The organism is Pandoraea vervacti, assembly GCF_000934605.2.
GTDB lineage: Bacteria > Pseudomonadota > Gammaproteobacteria > Burkholderiales > Burkholderiaceae > Pandoraea > Pandoraea vervacti.
On record NZ_CP010897.2, the window covers coordinates 3,915,144 to 3,930,286 of the forward strand.

General features: G+C 64.3%; 15 protein-coding genes. 11 read left to right on the forward strand and 4 right to left on the reverse strand.

The window, feature by feature from the left end:
• The 3 genes from UC34_RS16995 to UC34_RS17005 form a co-directional block, all read right to left on the reverse strand.
• Window positions 1-825 (reverse strand): ABC transporter permease, encoded by an 825-nt coding sequence (locus UC34_RS16995; protein WP_044456485.1) that lies wholly within the window; start codon window positions 823-825, stop codon window positions 1-3.
• A gap of 64 nt (window positions 826-889) precedes the next feature.
• Window positions 890-1,903 (reverse strand): extracellular solute-binding protein, encoded by a 1,014-nt coding sequence (locus tag UC34_RS17000; RefSeq protein ID WP_044456486.1) that lies wholly within the window; start codon window positions 1,901-1,903, stop codon window positions 890-892.
• Between the two features lie 198 nt (window positions 1,904-2,101).
• Window positions 2,102-3,226: a LacI family DNA-binding transcriptional regulator gene (locus tag UC34_RS17005; protein WP_237165135.1), complete on the reverse strand. Its 1,125-nt coding sequence runs from the start codon at window positions 3,224-3,226 to the stop codon at window positions 2,102-2,104.
• 309 nt (window positions 3,227-3,535) lie between these two features.
• On the opposite strand from UC34_RS17005, the gene UC34_RS17010 reads away from it, so the two are divergent.
• On the forward strand, window positions 3,536-4,102 hold the full coding sequence (locus tag UC34_RS17010; protein ID WP_044456487.1) for an SRPBCC family protein: 567 nt from the start codon (window positions 3,536-3,538) through the stop codon (window positions 4,100-4,102).
• A gap of 12 nt (window positions 4,103-4,114) precedes the next feature.
• Here UC34_RS17010 and UC34_RS17015 read toward each other — a convergent pair whose 3' ends face one another.
• A complete protein-coding gene (locus UC34_RS17015) occupies window positions 4,115-5,176 on the reverse strand; it encodes a hypothetical protein (protein WP_157123223.1) in 1,062 nt (353 codons plus the stop codon).
• A 349-nt stretch (window positions 5,177-5,525) separates the two neighbouring features.
• Here UC34_RS17015 and UC34_RS17020 point away from each other — a divergent pair, with 349 nt between their 5' ends.
• The 10 genes from UC34_RS17020 to UC34_RS17065 all read left to right on the forward strand — a co-directional run bounded on the left by UC34_RS17020 (window position 5,526) and on the right by UC34_RS17065 (window position 14,971).
• The gene (locus UC34_RS17020; RefSeq protein WP_044456489.1) at window positions 5,526-6,998 is read left to right on the forward strand and encodes a 2-hydroxymuconic semialdehyde dehydrogenase; all 1,473 of its coding nucleotides are present in this window, start codon (window positions 5,526-5,528) and stop codon (window positions 6,996-6,998) included.
• A 115-nt stretch (window positions 6,999-7,113) separates the two neighbouring features.
• Window positions 7,114-7,548 (forward strand): RidA family protein, encoded by a 435-nt coding sequence (locus UC34_RS17025; RefSeq protein ID WP_044456491.1) that lies wholly within the window; start codon window positions 7,114-7,116, stop codon window positions 7,546-7,548.
• Between the two features lie 50 nt (window positions 7,549-7,598).
• Window positions 7,599-8,147: a 3-hydroxyanthranilate 3,4-dioxygenase gene (locus tag UC34_RS17030; protein ID WP_044456492.1), complete on the forward strand. Its 549-nt coding sequence runs from the start codon at window positions 7,599-7,601 to the stop codon at window positions 8,145-8,147.
• A gap of 60 nt (window positions 8,148-8,207) precedes the next feature.
• Window positions 8,208-9,203 carry an amidohydrolase family protein gene (locus UC34_RS17035; protein ID WP_044456493.1) on the forward strand — a complete coding sequence of 332 codons (996 nt, stop codon included), beginning with the start codon at window positions 8,208-8,210 and terminating at the stop codon, window positions 9,201-9,203.
• 212 nt (window positions 9,204-9,415) lie between these two features.
• Window positions 9,416-10,609: an ABC transporter substrate-binding protein gene (locus tag UC34_RS17040; protein ID WP_044456494.1), complete on the forward strand. Its 1,194-nt coding sequence runs from the start codon at window positions 9,416-9,418 to the stop codon at window positions 10,607-10,609.
• 90 nt (window positions 10,610-10,699) lie between these two features.
• Window positions 10,700-11,572 (forward strand): alpha/beta hydrolase, encoded by an 873-nt coding sequence (locus tag UC34_RS17045; RefSeq protein ID WP_044456495.1) that lies wholly within the window; start codon window positions 10,700-10,702, stop codon window positions 11,570-11,572.
• Complete coding sequence (locus tag UC34_RS17050; protein WP_044456496.1) at window positions 11,569-12,489, forward strand: branched-chain amino acid ABC transporter permease; 921 nt, start codon at window positions 11,569-11,571, stop codon at window positions 12,487-12,489. The genes UC34_RS17045 and UC34_RS17050 overlap by 4 nt, the downstream gene beginning before the upstream one ends.
• 33 nt (window positions 12,490-12,522) lie before the next feature.
• Window positions 12,523-13,497 carry a branched-chain amino acid ABC transporter permease gene (locus tag UC34_RS17055; protein WP_044458316.1) on the forward strand — a complete coding sequence of 325 codons (975 nt, stop codon included), beginning with the start codon at window positions 12,523-12,525 and terminating at the stop codon, window positions 13,495-13,497.
• Window positions 13,494-14,264 carry an ABC transporter ATP-binding protein gene (locus UC34_RS17060; RefSeq protein WP_044456497.1) on the forward strand — a complete coding sequence of 257 codons (771 nt, stop codon included), beginning with the start codon at window positions 13,494-13,496 and terminating at the stop codon, window positions 14,262-14,264. Before UC34_RS17055 ends, UC34_RS17060 begins: the two co-directional genes overlap by 4 nt.
• The gene (locus UC34_RS17065) at window positions 14,261-14,971 is read left to right on the forward strand and encodes an ABC transporter ATP-binding protein (protein ID WP_044456498.1); all 711 of its coding nucleotides are present in this window, start codon (window positions 14,261-14,263) and stop codon (window positions 14,969-14,971) included. Before UC34_RS17060 ends, UC34_RS17065 begins: the two co-directional genes overlap by 4 nt.
• The last annotated feature ends 172 nt before the right edge of the window (window positions 14,972-15,143 follow it).

Sequence of the window (15,143 nt, forward strand, 5' to 3'; positions counted from 1 at the left end):
TCAACCTCCGGCGGCGACGGCCTGCCCGGCGAAATTGCGGGCAAGCATCAGCACCGCCCAGGTAACGATGCCGAGAATCACCGAGAGGGCCGCCGCCGTCGCCACATTGGCGTTGAGCGTGAACTCGGTGTAGATGGTCATGGGCAGCACGTCGATGTCGGTGGCGAGCGTGAACGCCGTGCCGAATGCGCCGACCGAGGTCGCGAAGCACATTGCGCCCGACGCGATCAACGCGGGCGCGAGTGCGGGCAACGTCACGTCGCGCGCAATGGCGAACGGGCCGGCGCCAAGCGACGCTGCGGCTTCCGTGAGCGAATGATCGAGCGATTCCGCCGCAGCCATCACAGCCAGAATCACACGCGGAATCGAGAAATACAGATAGCCGAGAAACAAACCGGCGAGCGAATAGGCGAACACGAGCTTGTGACCGACGAGCTTCGCGCTCAGATCGCCGATCAGGCCCTGACGTCCCGCCAGCATGATGACCATGAAGCCGACCACCACGCCGGGGAACGCCAGCGGCAGGGTAAGCATCGACACGAGGGCCGATTTCCCGGGAAAGTCATGGCGGGTGAGGAAGAGGCCCGCCACAAGCGATAACGCCAGTGTGGCCAGCGTGACGAGTGCCGAGAGCGCCACGGTTTGCCACAGGCTGTCGAGATAGCGCGCGTTGGTGAGAATCGCGCGATAGGTCTCGAACGCGTGACCGTCGCCGCTCACCTGCACAAGTGCGGCCATCGGCAACAGCCAGAACGCCAGAAAGACCGCCAGTGCCGGTAGTAGAAGTGCCACGCGCCAGCCGCGCGGCAGAGTCAGGTCGCGCATCGCTTGCTTTGCTCCTCTTCCTCGTTGGTCGTTGTACGACTTGTTACGGTGTGCGGCGAACGACTTAGCGCACGTTCTTCAGATACTGCTGACCGAACGCGTCCTGCTGCGCGGCGAGCTTTTGCAGATCGACCGGCTTCACGCGGGCGTAATCGGACGACGGCAGGAATTTGGCGGCCACGTCCGCCGGCATCGTGCCGGCGCGCACCGGGCGAAGGAACGCCTGCGCCCAATGGGCCTGCCCCTTGTCCGACAGCGTGTAGTCGATGACCTTCTTGCCGTTATCGCCATGCGGCGCGTTCTTCACGAGCGCAATCACATACGGCAGCGACACAGTGCCTTCCATCGGAATCACGAACTGCACGTTGGCGCGGTCCTTGTAGATGGCGCGGTAAGCGTTGAAATCGAAGTCGATCAGGATGGGGATCTCACCCGAGAGCACGCGAGCGTACGCCGTTTGCTTCGGCACGATCGGGGCATTGGCCTTGAGCTTCTGGAAGAAGCCGATGGCCGGGCTGAAATTGTCCATCGAACCGCCCAATGCCTGGTTGGCGGCAATGGCGGCGGCGTAGCCGGCAAACGCGCTGCTCGGGTCCAGATAGCCCACCATGCCGCGATATTCCGGCTTGAGCAGGTCGGCCCACGAGCGCGGCACCGGCTTGCCTTCCAGGGCGTCGCGGTTCACGAAGAAGCCGACGGTGCCCGAGTGGATGGTCGTCCACATGCCGCCCGGATCCTTCAGGTTGGCCGGCACCTGATCCCAGTTGGCCGGCTTGTACGGGGCGAGCAGGCCCTTTTTCGCGGCCTCGATGGCCGAGGTGATGCCCAGATAGACGATATCGGCGACCGGCGCCTTCTGTTCCGCGATCAGTTGTGCGACCGCCTGACCGGAATTCTTGTTGTCGAGCGGCACGCGAATGCCGGTGTCTTGCGCAATCGCCTTGACCTGTCCGGCCCAGTCCGCCCACTCCGGCGGGCAGTTGTAGCAGATGGCGCTCTGCTGGGCATGCGCGGCGCCAGCGCCGAGCAAGGTGAACACCGCCAATGTGCGCGCGGCGCGGGTAATCCAAAGCTTCATTTCCGGGCTCCTGAAAGTCTGAGCGTGGGCGGCATACATTGCCGCCGCAGGTGGGTTCTCTACCGTCGGGTACGGGCCTTACGGCCGGATGCCTGATTGCCTCAACGGGCGCTGCGCGCTCTCTACGGAGCCAGTCGCCAGCCAACGCCTTGCTGCTTGCTGCCTTGCTTTCTTGCGAGTTACGGCACGGTTACTGCATTACTTCGAAACTTGCGACGCGCCGGGACCGGCGTGCGGACCGCGCGCGCCTTGCGTGCTATGTGGTGGCGGCGGCGACACCGTACCGCCCCGGCGAATCTCGTGCGGCAGAATCAGCGCGCGGGCGAGCGACGCATCGTGCGAGGCACCCACGCCGGCACCGGGTCGACCATCGCCGCGACCATCGCCGCGACCATCGATCTGGGCAAGCAGACGCTGCGCGGCGTGACGGCCGATCTCCACGCTCGGCTGCACGACCGTCGCCAGCGTGGGCGAGAGCAGTTCGCCCACGGCCAGGCCGTCGAAGCCCAGCACCGACATGTCGTCCGGCACCCGCAATCCGGCTTCGCGCAGCGCGCGCATCACGCCCAGGGCAAGCAGGTCGTTCGAGCAGAACAGTGCCGTGGGACGCGCGCCATCTCGCTCGCGCCGGGCGAGCCACTCGCGAACGCGTTCGCCGCGCCCGCCGCTGTTGAAATCGATTTCGAAGGCGGGCAACGGCGTGAGGCCAGCGGCCTGCATCGCGTCGCCATAGCCGAGGTAGCGCCGCTTGGCGCGATCGGAGGCGTGCAGCGCCCCCGTCACCATCACGATGTCGCGGTGGCCGGCTTCGATGAGCATCGCCACGCCCTGCGCGGCGGCGGCACGGTTATCGACGGAGACGCACGGACGCTGCGGGGCGTCGTTATAGACGAGTTGGCACGGCACTCCCTCTGCCCCAAGATCGTCGATCAGCGCACTGTGTTCCGCGTCGGCGAGGGTAAGCAGCAAACCGTCGACCCGCTGTTGCAGCAGGGTCTCGATGGCGTTGCGTTCGCGCTCGGGGTCGTATTGGGTGGTCACGAGCAGCAGCCGTCGCCCCGTCCCCTCGATGGCCGCTTCGATGCCTTCGAGGCAGTCGGCGAACACGGGATTGCCGAGGGTGGGCAGCATGACGCCGATCAACCCCGTGCGCTCGCCGCGCAGTTGGCGGCCGAGGGCATTGGGGCGGAATTTGAGTTCGAGCGCGGCCGCCTGGACCCGAGCCAGCGTTTCGGGGCGCACCAGATGCGGCGAATTGAGGGCGCGCGACACGGTCGCAATCGAACACCCTGCACGCTGCGCCACATCCCGGATATCTGCCACACTCCGCTCCTTTTGTTCTGGCCGTCGTTCTCGAAGTTGACGGATTTTATGCAAATGTAAACGTTTACGAAAACGTTTTCACTCAGGGATTCTATGGACGAATTGTGATGAATTCATGACAACGGATGCGCGTCGGCCGCGATGGCCACGATGGCCACCCCGCTCGCTGGACATCTTCGATGCTGCATCGAGGCAGTCGTCGGTCACATCGCGCCGATCGGCGCGATGCCGCCTATACTGAAATTCCCCCTATCGGCCCAGTCCGAGGGGGCATGACGGCACCCCTTCCATCCACGACCGGGAACGGCCATGAACGACTATCACTTCCTCACCTTGTGGCGGCTCACTGCGCCGCTGGACGAAGTCTGGGACACGCTTCGCGATGTCGACCACTGGGCGCGCTGGTGGCCGTGCGTCCGGGAAGTCCGTACGCTCGACCCGGGAGATGCCGAGGGCGTGGGCGCCGTGCGCGAACTGACCTGGCACGGCGCGTTGCCCTACTCGCTGACCTTCGAGACCCGCATCACGCATATCGATCCAATGCGCGAAGTGCGCAGCGTGGCGACCGGCGAAGCCGAGGGCACGGGCGTCTGGCGCTTCGACACCGAAGGTTCGATCACCGTCGTTCGATATGCGTGGGACGTGCATACGAAACGCGAGTGGATGAACAAGCTGGCGCCGCTCGCGCGCCCGCTCTTTCGCTGGAACCACAATTACGTCATGCGACGCGGCGGCGAAGGACTGGCAGCCATTCTCAACGCGCATCTGGTCGAATGCCTCGACACGGACTTGCCGCCCGCCGCGCTCGGGACCGAGCGCGATCCGAGAGAACTGCGCGAAGCGCGGGCACGCGTGAGTCACGGCCCGCGTCACTAACCGGGCCTCGGGTTAGCGAATGCTGAGGCTGGCGTTGACCGTGTCATCGGTCGGGGTCGGCATGGGTGTTGGCGTCGGCGCTTGCGGCGCGATGTTGTATTCCAGCAGAAGCTTTTCCAACGCGTCGTGCTGACTCGCCGGGAAGGACAATGGCAGTTGCGGCCGCCACGCCCGCACCGCCTCCACGCCGCCCCTTGCCGTGTCGTTCAGAATGCACCTCAACGCGGGAAGCCGGTCGGCCTCCGGCAACAGGGCAAGTCTCGCGACAAACTCGGACATGACCGTCGCCACGATACGCGGTCGCAACGCATCGATGATCCTCGCGACGTTCTGATTGGTGAATGCATTCCAGGCGGCATCGCCGTTGCGAGCCACGTTCGACCACTCCTGTATCGCCTCGTCGTGCACGGGGAAAAACGCCTCGCTCCCGTCGGTGAGCGTGCTGCGGCGTCCCACGAGCATGGCGGCATCCTTGATCTTCAGCTTGCCGTCAGTGAGGCCACCGACAAATCCCCCGGCGATCTTTTCGACGAAGCTTCGCGCCCGGATCGGCGGTTCGGCATCGTCGCCGCACGCACCGGGCGCCGCCAGCGAGCAGTGGTCTGCCGTGGCGGCCTCGAGCGGCGCCTGGGCGTAAGGCCTCATGGCCGTTGCGGGGCTGCCGACGGCGGTGAACGCGACGTTCAGCCGCGTATTCCCGCTCACGGTGAGCGCCATTTGCGCGCCACGCGATTCCTGAGGACAGCCTGGCGTGCAGGGGTACGACTGAGGGGAAGGTTGAGGGTACCACTGCGCGCGATCAACGAAATGAGTGAGATCGGCAGGGCCATAGGGAGCTCTGGCGTCGGCGAATCCGGCCGAAGGTCCGCCGTAGGGTAACGGACGCAATGGACGCAATGGATCGGTCGATGAGACCGATGGGGCTGTCGGCAGGTCCGCCGCCGGATGGCCTGCCCGGGTGAACGCACCCGGGAAGCCTTCGGGCATTCGCCCCGGGGTTTCAGACGGCGTCAGCGAGGACGCCTGACCCATTGTCGCGGTGGGAATCGTGTGCTGCGCTGTGCTTTCGATCATGATGGCTCTCCATCGGATTGGGGCTTTCATCGTGGTCGCTATGCGGCACATCACTTTCAGGCGCCATCGCGATCCTTCGGTTTCCGGTCCGCCCCCGATGCGGGTCGGGGAGTGTCCCAGCGAATCGTCGGGATGCGCCTCGATGTCCTCTCAGACATCGCACATTTTTCCTCTGCACACGTCACCGCGTGATCGTCTATTCCATTCAGGAATAGACGATCACGCACAATTCATTATTTTTTATATCGACGGATGCCTAGACTGGTGAGCATTCGGCGTGCATGCCGTGGTGCGAACCGCCGCGCTCGCCTGCCGCCCCGCCGGAAAATACTTAGCTCCAGGAGATCTCGTGAGCCTTGCGACTGCGCCGCTGCTGCGGCATTACGTGGATGGCGCGTTCGTCGCCACCGACCGCCAGTTCGATAACCTCAGCCCGGTGGACGGGCGGCTCGTCGCGAAGGTCTGCGAAGCCGACGCCGCGACGGTGGACCGCGCGGTAAGCGCCGCGCGTCGCGCGCTGCACGAAGGCCCCTGGGGCAAGACCACGCCCGCCGAGCGCGCTGCCGTGCTGCATCGTATCGCCGACGGCATTCAGGCGCGCTTCGACGATTTCGTCGCCGCCGAAGTCGCCGACACCGGTCGCCCGATCGAACAGGCGCGCACGCTCGACATCGCCCGTGGCATCGCCAACTTCCGCATGTTTGCGGACCTCGTCAAGACCGCAGGCAGCGAGATGTACGAAATGCGCGCGGCCGACGGCGACGACGTGATGAACTACGTCACGCGCAAGCCGCTCGGCGTGATCGGCATCATCTCGCCGTGGAACCTGCCCCTGCTGCTCTTCACGTGGAAAGTCGCCCCGGCGCTGGCGATGGGCAACTGCGTGGTCGCCAAGCCGTCCGAAGAAACGCCCTCGTCGGCCACGCTGCTGGCCGAAGTCATGGACGCCGCAGGCGTGCCGCCCGGCGTCTTCAATCTCGTGCACGGCTTCGGTCCCGACTCGGCCGGAGAATTCCTCACGAAGCACCCGGACGTGGCCGCGATCACCTTCACCGGCGAATCGCGCACCGGCAGCGCCATCATGAAAGCCGTGGCCGACGGTGTGAAAGAAATCTCGTTCGAACTCGGCGGCAAGAACGCCGCCGTGGTATTCGCCGACGCCGACTTCGAAAAGGCCGTGGACGGCGTGGTCCGCTCGTCGTTCACGAACGCGGGCCAGGTGTGCCTGTGCTCGGAGCGTGTCTACGTCGAGCGCCCGATCTTCGACAAATTCGTCGCAGCCCTTGCCGAACGCGCCGCTGCGCTGCGCATCGATGCCCCCGACGCCGACGGCGTGCAAATGGGTCCGCTCGTTTCTCGCAAGCATCGCGAGAAGGTCCTCTCGTACTATCGCCTCGCCGTCGAAGAAGGGGCGACGGTCGTGACCGGCGGCGGCGTGCCGAGCTTCGGCGACGCGCGCGACGAGGGCGCCTTCGTGCAGCCCACCGTCTGGACCGACTTGCCCGACACGGCACGTTGCGTGCGCGAGGAAATCTTCGGCCCGGTGTGCCACATCGCGCCGTTCGACAGCGAGGACGAAGTGATCCGCCGCGTGAACGACAGCGATTACGGTCTCGCCGGGTGCGTGTGGACCACCAACCTGTCGCGCGCGCATCGCGTGGCGCGTCAGTTCCAGACCGGGCTCGTGTGGGTCAACACCTGGTTCCTGCGCGACCTGCGCACGCCGTTCGGCGGCGTGAAGCTCTCCGGGCTGGGGCGCGAAGGCGGACGCCACTCGCTCGATTTTTACTCGGAAATCACGAACATCTGCATCAAGCTGTGAGGCGACGGTGCGGCAATCTCGATGGGGGTCGAGGTTGTCGCACCCGCGCGCCGTCCGGACACGTCCGGACACCCCCGGACAACCCCATTCAAGCCAACACGGAAGACGTCACACCATGAGCGCATCGCAAGACACCCAGGCCCGTGTGGTCGAAGGCAAAGCCAAGCCGCGCGGCAAATTTCCGCATATCAAGCGTGCCGGCGACTTTCTGTTCGTCTCGGGCACCAGCTCGCGCCGTCCCGACAACTCGTACGCCGGCGCACAGGTCGATGCGCTGGGGGTGACGCAACTCGACATTCGCGAGCAGACCCGCGCGGTGATCGAGAACATTCGCGATATTCTCGCCAGCGAAGGCGCGACACTCGCGGACGTGGTCGAAGTGAGTTCGTTCCTCGTGAACATGAACGACTTCGGCGGCTACAACGCGGTGTACGGCGAATATTTCGACGAGAACGGCCCGACGCGCACGACGGTCGCCGTGCATCAACTGCCGCACCCGTTGCTGCTCATCGAAATCAAGTGCGTGGCGTACGCGCCGCGCGCACGCTGAACGCTTGGCCCTCCCACCGACATCCGACGCGGCATGACCCAGGAGACAGCATGTTGACGTATGGCAAGCCCTTCAATTTCCAGCGCTGGATCGACGATCACGCGCATTTGCTCAAGCCGCCCGTGGGCAACCAGCAAGTCTGGCAGGACAGCGACTTCATCGTGACGGTCGTGGGCGGACCGAACCACCGCACCGACTATCACGACGACCCGCTCGAAGAGTTTTTCTATCAGTTCAAGGGCAACGCCTGGGTCAATCTGTGGATCGACGGCCGCCCCGAGCGGGTGGATCTCAAGGAGGGCGACATCTTCCTGCTGCCGCCGCACGTGCGTCACTCGCCGCAGCGCCCGGAAGACGGCAGCCTGTGTCTGGTGATCGAGCGTCAACGCCCCGCAGGACTCCTCGACGGCTTCGAGTGGTACTGCCTGAACTGCAACGCGCAGGTCCATCGCGTGGAAGTCCAGCTCAAGAGCATCGTGAAGGATCTGCCGCCGCTGTTCGAGGCCTTCTACGGCGACGAATCGCTGCGCCGGTGTCCGAACTGCGGCGAGATTCACCCGGGGCGCGCAGCCCAGCCCAAGACCACGACGGCCGCCTGAGCTATCGCCTGTCGCCCGTCTCCTGTCGCCTCGCACTCAACACCCATCACACCTCACGTCATGAAGAAAATCGACATGCACGCCCACTTCTTCCCGCGCATCGCGCAGGAGGAAGCGGCCCGTCTGGACGCCGCCACCGCCCCGTGGCTGCGCATCGACGAAGGCGGCGAGACCGGCAACATCATGCTCGACAATCGCGCCTTCCGACCGGTCTACCGCGCGCTGTGGGATCCGGCATTGCGCGTCGAAGAACTCGACCGCCACGGCGTCGACCTGCAAGTCGTGTGCGCCACGCCCATCATGTTCGGCTACCGCTACGACGGCCACGCCGTCATGGACTGGGTGCAGCGCATGAACGACCTCGCGCTGGAGCATTGCGCCTATGCGCCCCACCGTCTGAAGGCCATGGCGCAGGTGCCGCTCCAGGACCTCGACCTGGCCTGCGCGGAAGCCTCTCGCGCCAAGGCCACCGGTCACGTGGGCGTGCAGATCGGCAACCATCTCGGCGAAAAGGATCTGGACGACGAACAACTCGTGGCGTTTTTGCGGCACTGCGGCAACGAGCACATTCCGGTGCTCGTGCATCCGTGGGACATGATGACCGACGGCCGCATGAAGAAATGGATGATGCCGTGGCTCGTGGCCATGCCGGCCGAGACGCAACTCTCCATCCTGTCGCTGATCCTGTCCGGGGCATTCGAGCGTCTGCCGCGCTCGCTCAAGCTATGCTTCGCGCACGGTGGCGGCGCGTTCCCGTACCTGCTCGGGCGTGCGGAAAACGCCTGGCATTGCCGCGATATCGTGCGCGCCGACAGCCCCCACCCGCCGTCGCACTATCTCGAGCGCTTCTACGTCGACAGCGCCGTGTTCGACCCGCGCGCCCTGCGCCTGCTCGTCGATACGATGGGTGCCGAGCGCATCATGCTTGGCTCGGACCATCCGTTCCCGCTCGGCGAACAGGACATCGGCCAACTGGTCGCGCAGCAGCCCGGGCTGGACGACGCCGCCCGACACCGCATTCTGGCCGGGAATGCCCTCGAGTTCTTCGGGCTGTAACTGGTGCTTTCCCGAAGTGTTTTTGAAAACGCTTGCCTACGCAATAGGCGTCGTTTAGGCTGGACCCTGAAATACTTGATGCTTAAACAATTGGCTAAGATTTGAAATAGTCTGACGCGCCTGGCCCACGATGACCGACGTGAAGAAGCGGTCAGGTGTCCCGGCGCGAGTCCACAGATGACAGTGCTTGAATTCATAGTTTGGAGACCATGATGACGGGAACGAAGACCACGCAACGCAAGGCCATCGCAGTCCTTGGCGCCGTCGCCGCAGCCGCGGCGATGCTCGCGTCCGGCGGCGCATACGCGCAGGTGAAGATCGGCTTCATCGGCACGCTCTCCGGTCCGGGCGGCGCGCTCGGCCAGGACCAGTACGACGCGTTCATGCTCGCCATCGAGCAAAAGGGCGGCAAGCTCGGCGGCGTGCCGGTGCAGGTAATCAAGGAAGACGATCAGCTCAAGCCCGACGTCGGCGTGCAGGCGGCGCAAAAGCTGGTGGAGCGCGACAAGGTGCAACTCATCACCGGCGTGACGTTCTCGAACGTGATGATGGCCATTCACAAGAACGTGACGAACGCGGGCGTGGTCATGGTCGGCTCGAATGCCGGCCCGGCGCCCATTGCAGGGGAGCAATGCTCGCCAAACTTCTTCTCGACATCGTGGGATAACGACGAACTGCACGAAGCCGGCGGTCAGCTATCGACCAATCTCGGCTACAAGAAGATGTACGTGATGGCCCCGAACTACCAGGCCGGGCGCGACGCCGTGAACGGCTTCAAGCGCGACTACAAGGGCCAGATCGTCGATGAGGTCTACACGCAGGTCAACCAGCCCGATTACTCGGCGGAAATCGCCCAGCTCCAGGCCGCCAAACCGGACGCCGTCTATGTGTTCTATCCGGGCGGCATGGGCGTGAACTTCGTCAAGCAATACCGCCAGGCCGGTCTGCTGGGCAAGATTCCGCTCATCTCCGTGTCGACCATCGACGGCTCGACCCTGCCCGCGCTCAAGGAACAGGCGATCGGCAGCATCACCAGCGCCCCCTACTCGCCGGATCTCGATAACGCACAGAACAAGCAATTCGTTGCGGCCTTCCAGAAGAAGTACAACCGCGTGCCGTCGATGTATGCGGCGCAATCGTACGACGCCGCCAACCTCATCGACTCCGCCCTCACGAAGACCAAGGGCAGCGTGGCCGACCGTGAAGCGCTGCGCGCAGCGCTCAAGGCCGCCGACTTCCAGTCCGTGCGCGGCTCGTTCAAATTCGCCAGCAACCAGTTCCCGATCGCACCGTTTTATCGCGTGGATGTCGTGAAGGACGCCAGCGGCGCGGCGTTTGCCAACAAGGGACAGATCGATATCAAGACGCGCGCCAACCTGGCGTCGATGTGCAAGATCCGTTCGTAAGTCGCCGGCCGTTGCAAGGCGGGGGCAATCGGCCCCCGCCGTCTTTGAGCTCTGTCATTGAGCTCTGTATTTGAGCTTTGCCGAGGCTTTATGAAGCGCTACCGCAATTTCGACGACGCCGAGCTGGACGTTCAGTACAACGCTCGCGCCACCACGCCCAACATTCTCGATATCCTGACGCAGTACGCCGAGCAAAGCGCCCACGCCCGCGCCACCGTGCCTTGCGTTCTGGATGTTGCCTATGGGGACCACCCCGACGAAACACTCGATATCTTTCCCGCCGCCGAGCCCGGCGCGCCGGTGTTTTTCTTCGTTCACGGCGGCTACTGGCGTGCGCTGAACAAGAGCGATTCGAGCAACATGGCGCCCGCGTTCGTGCGTGCCGGCGCCACCGTCGTCACCATCAACTACTCGCTCGCCCCCGGCGCCTCGCTCGACACGATCGTCGATCAGACGCGCCGCGCGCTGGCGTGGACGCACCGTCACATCGGCGAGCATCATGGCGACGCCAGCCGCATCCACATCTGCGGCAGTTCAGCGGGCGGTCATCTCGTCGGCATGCTCCTCGCGAAGGGATGGCATGCCGACTATGGCGTGCCGGAACATGTCGTGGCCGGCGCGGCGCCGTTGTCCGGTCTTTTCGACCTCACACCGATTCCGTACACGCACATCAACGAATGGATGAAGATGTCGGCGGACGATGCGCGTCGCAACAGTCCGTACTTCCGTTTGCCCGACCATGGCTGCCCTATCGTCGTGTCCTACGGCGAGACGGAGACGGCCGAGTTCAAGCGTCAGACGGACGATTATCTTGCCGCGTGGCGTGAAAAGGGCTTCCCCGGCGAGTACGTGGCCATGCCGGGGACCAATCACTTCGACATCGTGCTCACGCTCAATGACGCGGCCAGCCCGCTCACGCAAGCCATCTTCCGCCAGATGGGCCTGCCCCGGGAGACGACATGAGCCTCACCCTCTTCATCATGCAGTGCCTGAACGGGCTGCAACTCGGCGTGTTGCTGTTTCTCATGGCGGCCGGACTGACGCTGGTATTCGGCATCATGAACTTCGTCAACCTCGCGCACGGCTCGCTCTACATGATGGGCGCGTTCATCGCCGCGACCGTCTACAACCACACGGGTTCGTTCGCGCTCGCGGCGCTTGCGGTGCTGCCGGCCATGCTCGTGCTCGGCCTGATCGTCGAATTCGTCGCCCTCAAGACCCTCTATGACCGAGATCACCTCGATCAGGTGCTCGCCACCTTCGGGCTGATTCTGTTCTTCAACGAACTGGCGCGCATGATCTGGGGCCCGTCGCCGTATTACATGGAAGTGCCCGAGTGGCTGTCCGGTACGGTGAACCTCTTCGGTCTCGATTACCCCGCCTATCGTTTCCTGATCATCGTGGTGGGACTTGTGGTCGCGCTCGGCTGCTATCTGCTGATTCACCGCACGCGTATCGGCATGCTGATTCGCGCGGGCTCGACGCACCGTCAGATGGTTGGCGCGCTCGGCGTGAACATCGTTCTGCTCAACTCGTTGCTGTTCGGTCTGGGCGCGATCCTCGCCGGCATTGCCGGGCTGATGGCTGGTCCGATCCTCTCGGTGCAGCCGGGCATGGGCGAACCGATCCTGATTCTGACGATGGTCGTGATCGTGATCGGGGGCATCGGTTCGGTGCGTGGCGCATTTCTCGCAGCGCTGATCGTCGGCGTGGTCGACACCGTCGGGCGTACCGCCCTGCCCACGCTGCTGCGCAGCCTGATGGAGCGCAGCACCGCCGATACGGCCGGGCCGGCGCTGGCGTCGATGCTCATCTATCTGGTCATGGCGGCGGTGCTTGCGGTGCGTCCGCAAGGGCTCTTCCCGGTAAAACATGGCTGACCCACGGCTGATGGCCAACGAGAAACGATGGAAATGAAACTCAATCTACGCACCGCCGTGCCGATACTGCTGCTGGTTCTGCTGGCGCTGGTTCCCATTTACGCGACGTTTGCCCAGCAACCGTTCTTCCTCACCCTGTTCGGGCGCATTGTGGTGTTCGCGATCGCCGCCGTCTCGCTCGATCTGATTCTCGGCTATGGCGGCATGGTCAGCTTCGGCCACGCGCTGTATCTCGGTCTCGGCGCCTACGTCGTGGGCATCATGGGCTTTCACGGTATCGACAACGGTTTCGTTCACCTCGGCGCGACGTTGCTGTTGTGCGCGATTGTCGGCGCGATTACAGGCCTGCTCTCACTGCGCACGACCGGCATCGCCTTCATCATGATTACGCTCGCGTTCGCCCAGATGTTTTACTTCCTCGCGGTGAGCCTGAAGCAGTACGGCGGCGATGACGGCCTGCCCGTGTCGGCCGGCAGCCGCTTCGGCAGCGTGACGCTGGACGACCCCGCCGTGCTGTACTACGTGGCGTTCGCCGTGTTGTGCCTGTGCGTGTGGGGCGGGCGCCGCCTGGTCGAAGCCCGCTTCGGCATGGTCATTCGCGGTGCGCGTCAGAACGATCGCCGCATGCGCGCGCTCGGCTACCCGACGCTGCGCTACAAGCTCGTCGCCTACATCATCAGCGCGATGGTTTGCGGCGTCGCCGGCATGCTCTACGCCAATCTCACGCACTTCGTTTCGCCGGCCTACATGGCGTGGACCGCCTCCGGCGAGCTCATCGTGATGGTGGTGCTCGGCGGTCTGGGCTCGTTCTTCGGGCCGCTGCTCGGCAGCACGGCCATGCTCCTCATCGAAGAGTGGCTCAAGGGCATGACGGAGCACTGGATGATCATCTTCGGGCCGCTCATCGTCGTGGCCGTGCTGGTGTCGCGACGCGGCCTCTACGGCCTGCTCGGTGACCTGCAAGTGCGTCTTTCGCGCCGCACGCGCGCCGTGGAGGGCAAAGCATGAGCCTGCTTCGTGTCGACCAACTGGTCAAACGCTACGGCGGACTGACCGCCACCGATCACTTCTGTCTCGACGTCGCACCGGGCGAGTTGCACGCCATCATCGGTCCGAACGGCGCAGGCAAGAGCACGCTCATCGGCCAACTGGCGGGCGAGCTGCGCTCCGACGAAGGCAGCATTCATTTCGACGGGCACGACATCACGTCGATGCCCATCGAGCAACGTGCCCGGTCGGGGCTGGCGCGCTCGTATCAGATCACTTCGGTATTCCGTGAATTCACTGCGCTGGAGAACGTGCTGGTGGCCGTGCAGGCGATGCAGGGACATAGCTTCGGTTTCTGGCGTCCCGCGATTCGGGACGCCGCGCTTGTCGAGCCGGCTCGCGAGATTCTGGCGCGCACCGGCCTGGCCGCGCGGATGAACGTGCCGGCCAGCGCACTGGCGCATGGCGAACACCGTCAACTGGAATTGGCGATGGCGCTGGCAGGCCGTCCGAAACTGCTGTTGCTCGACGAGCCGATGGCCGGCATGTCGCAGGCGGAGTCCGAGCAGATGACGCACCTGCTGGCCGAGCTCAAGGGCGACTACGCCATCGTGCTCGTGGAGCACGACATGGATGCCGTTTTTGCACTCGCCGATCGCATTACCGTGCTGGTGTACGGACGCGCCATCGCCTGCGGCAACGCCGATACGATCCGCAACGATGCGGGCGTTCGCGAAGCCTATCTCGGGGACGAAACCCGCAACGAAATGCTGGGAGCGACGGCATGAGCACCTTGTTGTCTTTGTCCGGCGTCGAGTCGTACTACGGCGCGAGTCAGGCGCTGTTCGGCATGCATCTGGAGATCGAGCGCGGCGCGTTCGTCACCCTGCTCGGCCGCAACGGCATGGGCAAGTCCACGACCGTCAAATCGATGACGGGACTGATGCGGCCCGCGCGCGGCGAAATCGTGTTCGATGGACAGCCGGTGCACGCGAGTCCGTCGCACCGCATCGCGCGCGCCGGCATGGGGCTTGTGCCCGAAGGCCGACAGATTTTCCCCACGTTGACCGTGCGCGAGAACCTCGTCGCCACCGCCGGCAATCGTCACGGGGCGAGTTCGCCATGGACGCTCGCGCGTATCTACGAACTTTTCCCGCGACTGCGCGAGCGCGAAAAGAACCTCGGCAGCAACCTGTCCGGCGGCGAGCAGCAAATGCTCGCCATTGGTCGTGCATTGATGACGAATCCGAAATTACTCATTCTCGACGAGGCGACGGAAGGGCTCGCACCGCTCATTCGCGGTGAAATCTGGCAATGTCTGAAGCAACTCAAAGGCAGCGGCCTGTCGATCCTGTGCATCGACAAGAATCTGGCGCCGATGCTCGAACTCGGCGACCAGCACTACATCGTCGACAAAGGCCGTGTGGCCTGGCAGGGCGACTCGTCGAAGCTGCGTCGGTCGCTGCCCGAACTGCAGGCGTATCTGGGCGTCTGACGCCGCCGTCCGACCGCATATGTCCCATTTCTGCGTACACTCTACGGCACCTCGTCTACACGAGGTGCGTAGTACTCGATAGGTGTCAGACGCAAAAATCGGGAGTGTTTTGTGAAAGCACCCAGCAAAAGTCTGTGGTGCAATCGGCTCCGCTTGATTGACTTTGCAAGCA

What these genes read in the sequence shown, in the direction of transcription:
- UC34_RS17050 (WP_044456496.1), top strand. Translation starts at nt 11,569, where the DNA reads ATGAGCCTCACCCTCTTCATCATGCAGTGCCTGAACGGGCTGCAACTC.
- UC34_RS17015 (WP_157123223.1), bottom strand. Translation starts at nt 5,176, where the DNA reads ATGATCGAAAGCACAGCGCAGCACACGATTCCCACCGCGACAATGGGT.
- UC34_RS17045 (WP_044456495.1), top strand. Translation starts at nt 10,700, where the DNA reads ATGAAGCGCTACCGCAATTTCGACGACGCCGAGCTGGACGTTCAGTAC.
- UC34_RS17035 (WP_044456493.1), top strand. Translation starts at nt 8,208, where the DNA reads ATGAAGAAAATCGACATGCACGCCCACTTCTTCCCGCGCATCGCGCAG.
- UC34_RS17060 (WP_044456497.1), top strand. Translation starts at nt 13,494, where the DNA reads ATGAGCCTGCTTCGTGTCGACCAACTGGTCAAACGCTACGGCGGACTG.
- UC34_RS16995 (WP_044456485.1), bottom strand. Translation starts at nt 825, where the DNA reads ATGCGCGACCTGACTCTGCCGCGCGGCTGGCGCGTGGCACTTCTACTA.
- UC34_RS17030 (WP_044456492.1), top strand. Translation starts at nt 7,599, where the DNA reads ATGTTGACGTATGGCAAGCCCTTCAATTTCCAGCGCTGGATCGACGAT.
- UC34_RS17025 (WP_044456491.1), top strand. Translation starts at nt 7,114, where the DNA reads ATGAGCGCATCGCAAGACACCCAGGCCCGTGTGGTCGAAGGCAAAGCC.
- UC34_RS17010 (WP_044456487.1), top strand. Translation starts at nt 3,536, where the DNA reads ATGAACGACTATCACTTCCTCACCTTGTGGCGGCTCACTGCGCCGCTG.
- UC34_RS17040 (WP_044456494.1), top strand. Translation starts at nt 9,416, where the DNA reads ATGACGGGAACGAAGACCACGCAACGCAAGGCCATCGCAGTCCTTGGC.
- UC34_RS17055 (WP_044458316.1), top strand. Translation starts at nt 12,523, where the DNA reads ATGAAACTCAATCTACGCACCGCCGTGCCGATACTGCTGCTGGTTCTG.
- UC34_RS17065 (WP_044456498.1), top strand. Translation starts at nt 14,261, where the DNA reads ATGAGCACCTTGTTGTCTTTGTCCGGCGTCGAGTCGTACTACGGCGCG.
- UC34_RS17000 (WP_044456486.1), bottom strand. Translation starts at nt 1,903, where the DNA reads ATGAAGCTTTGGATTACCCGCGCCGCGCGCACATTGGCGGTGTTCACC.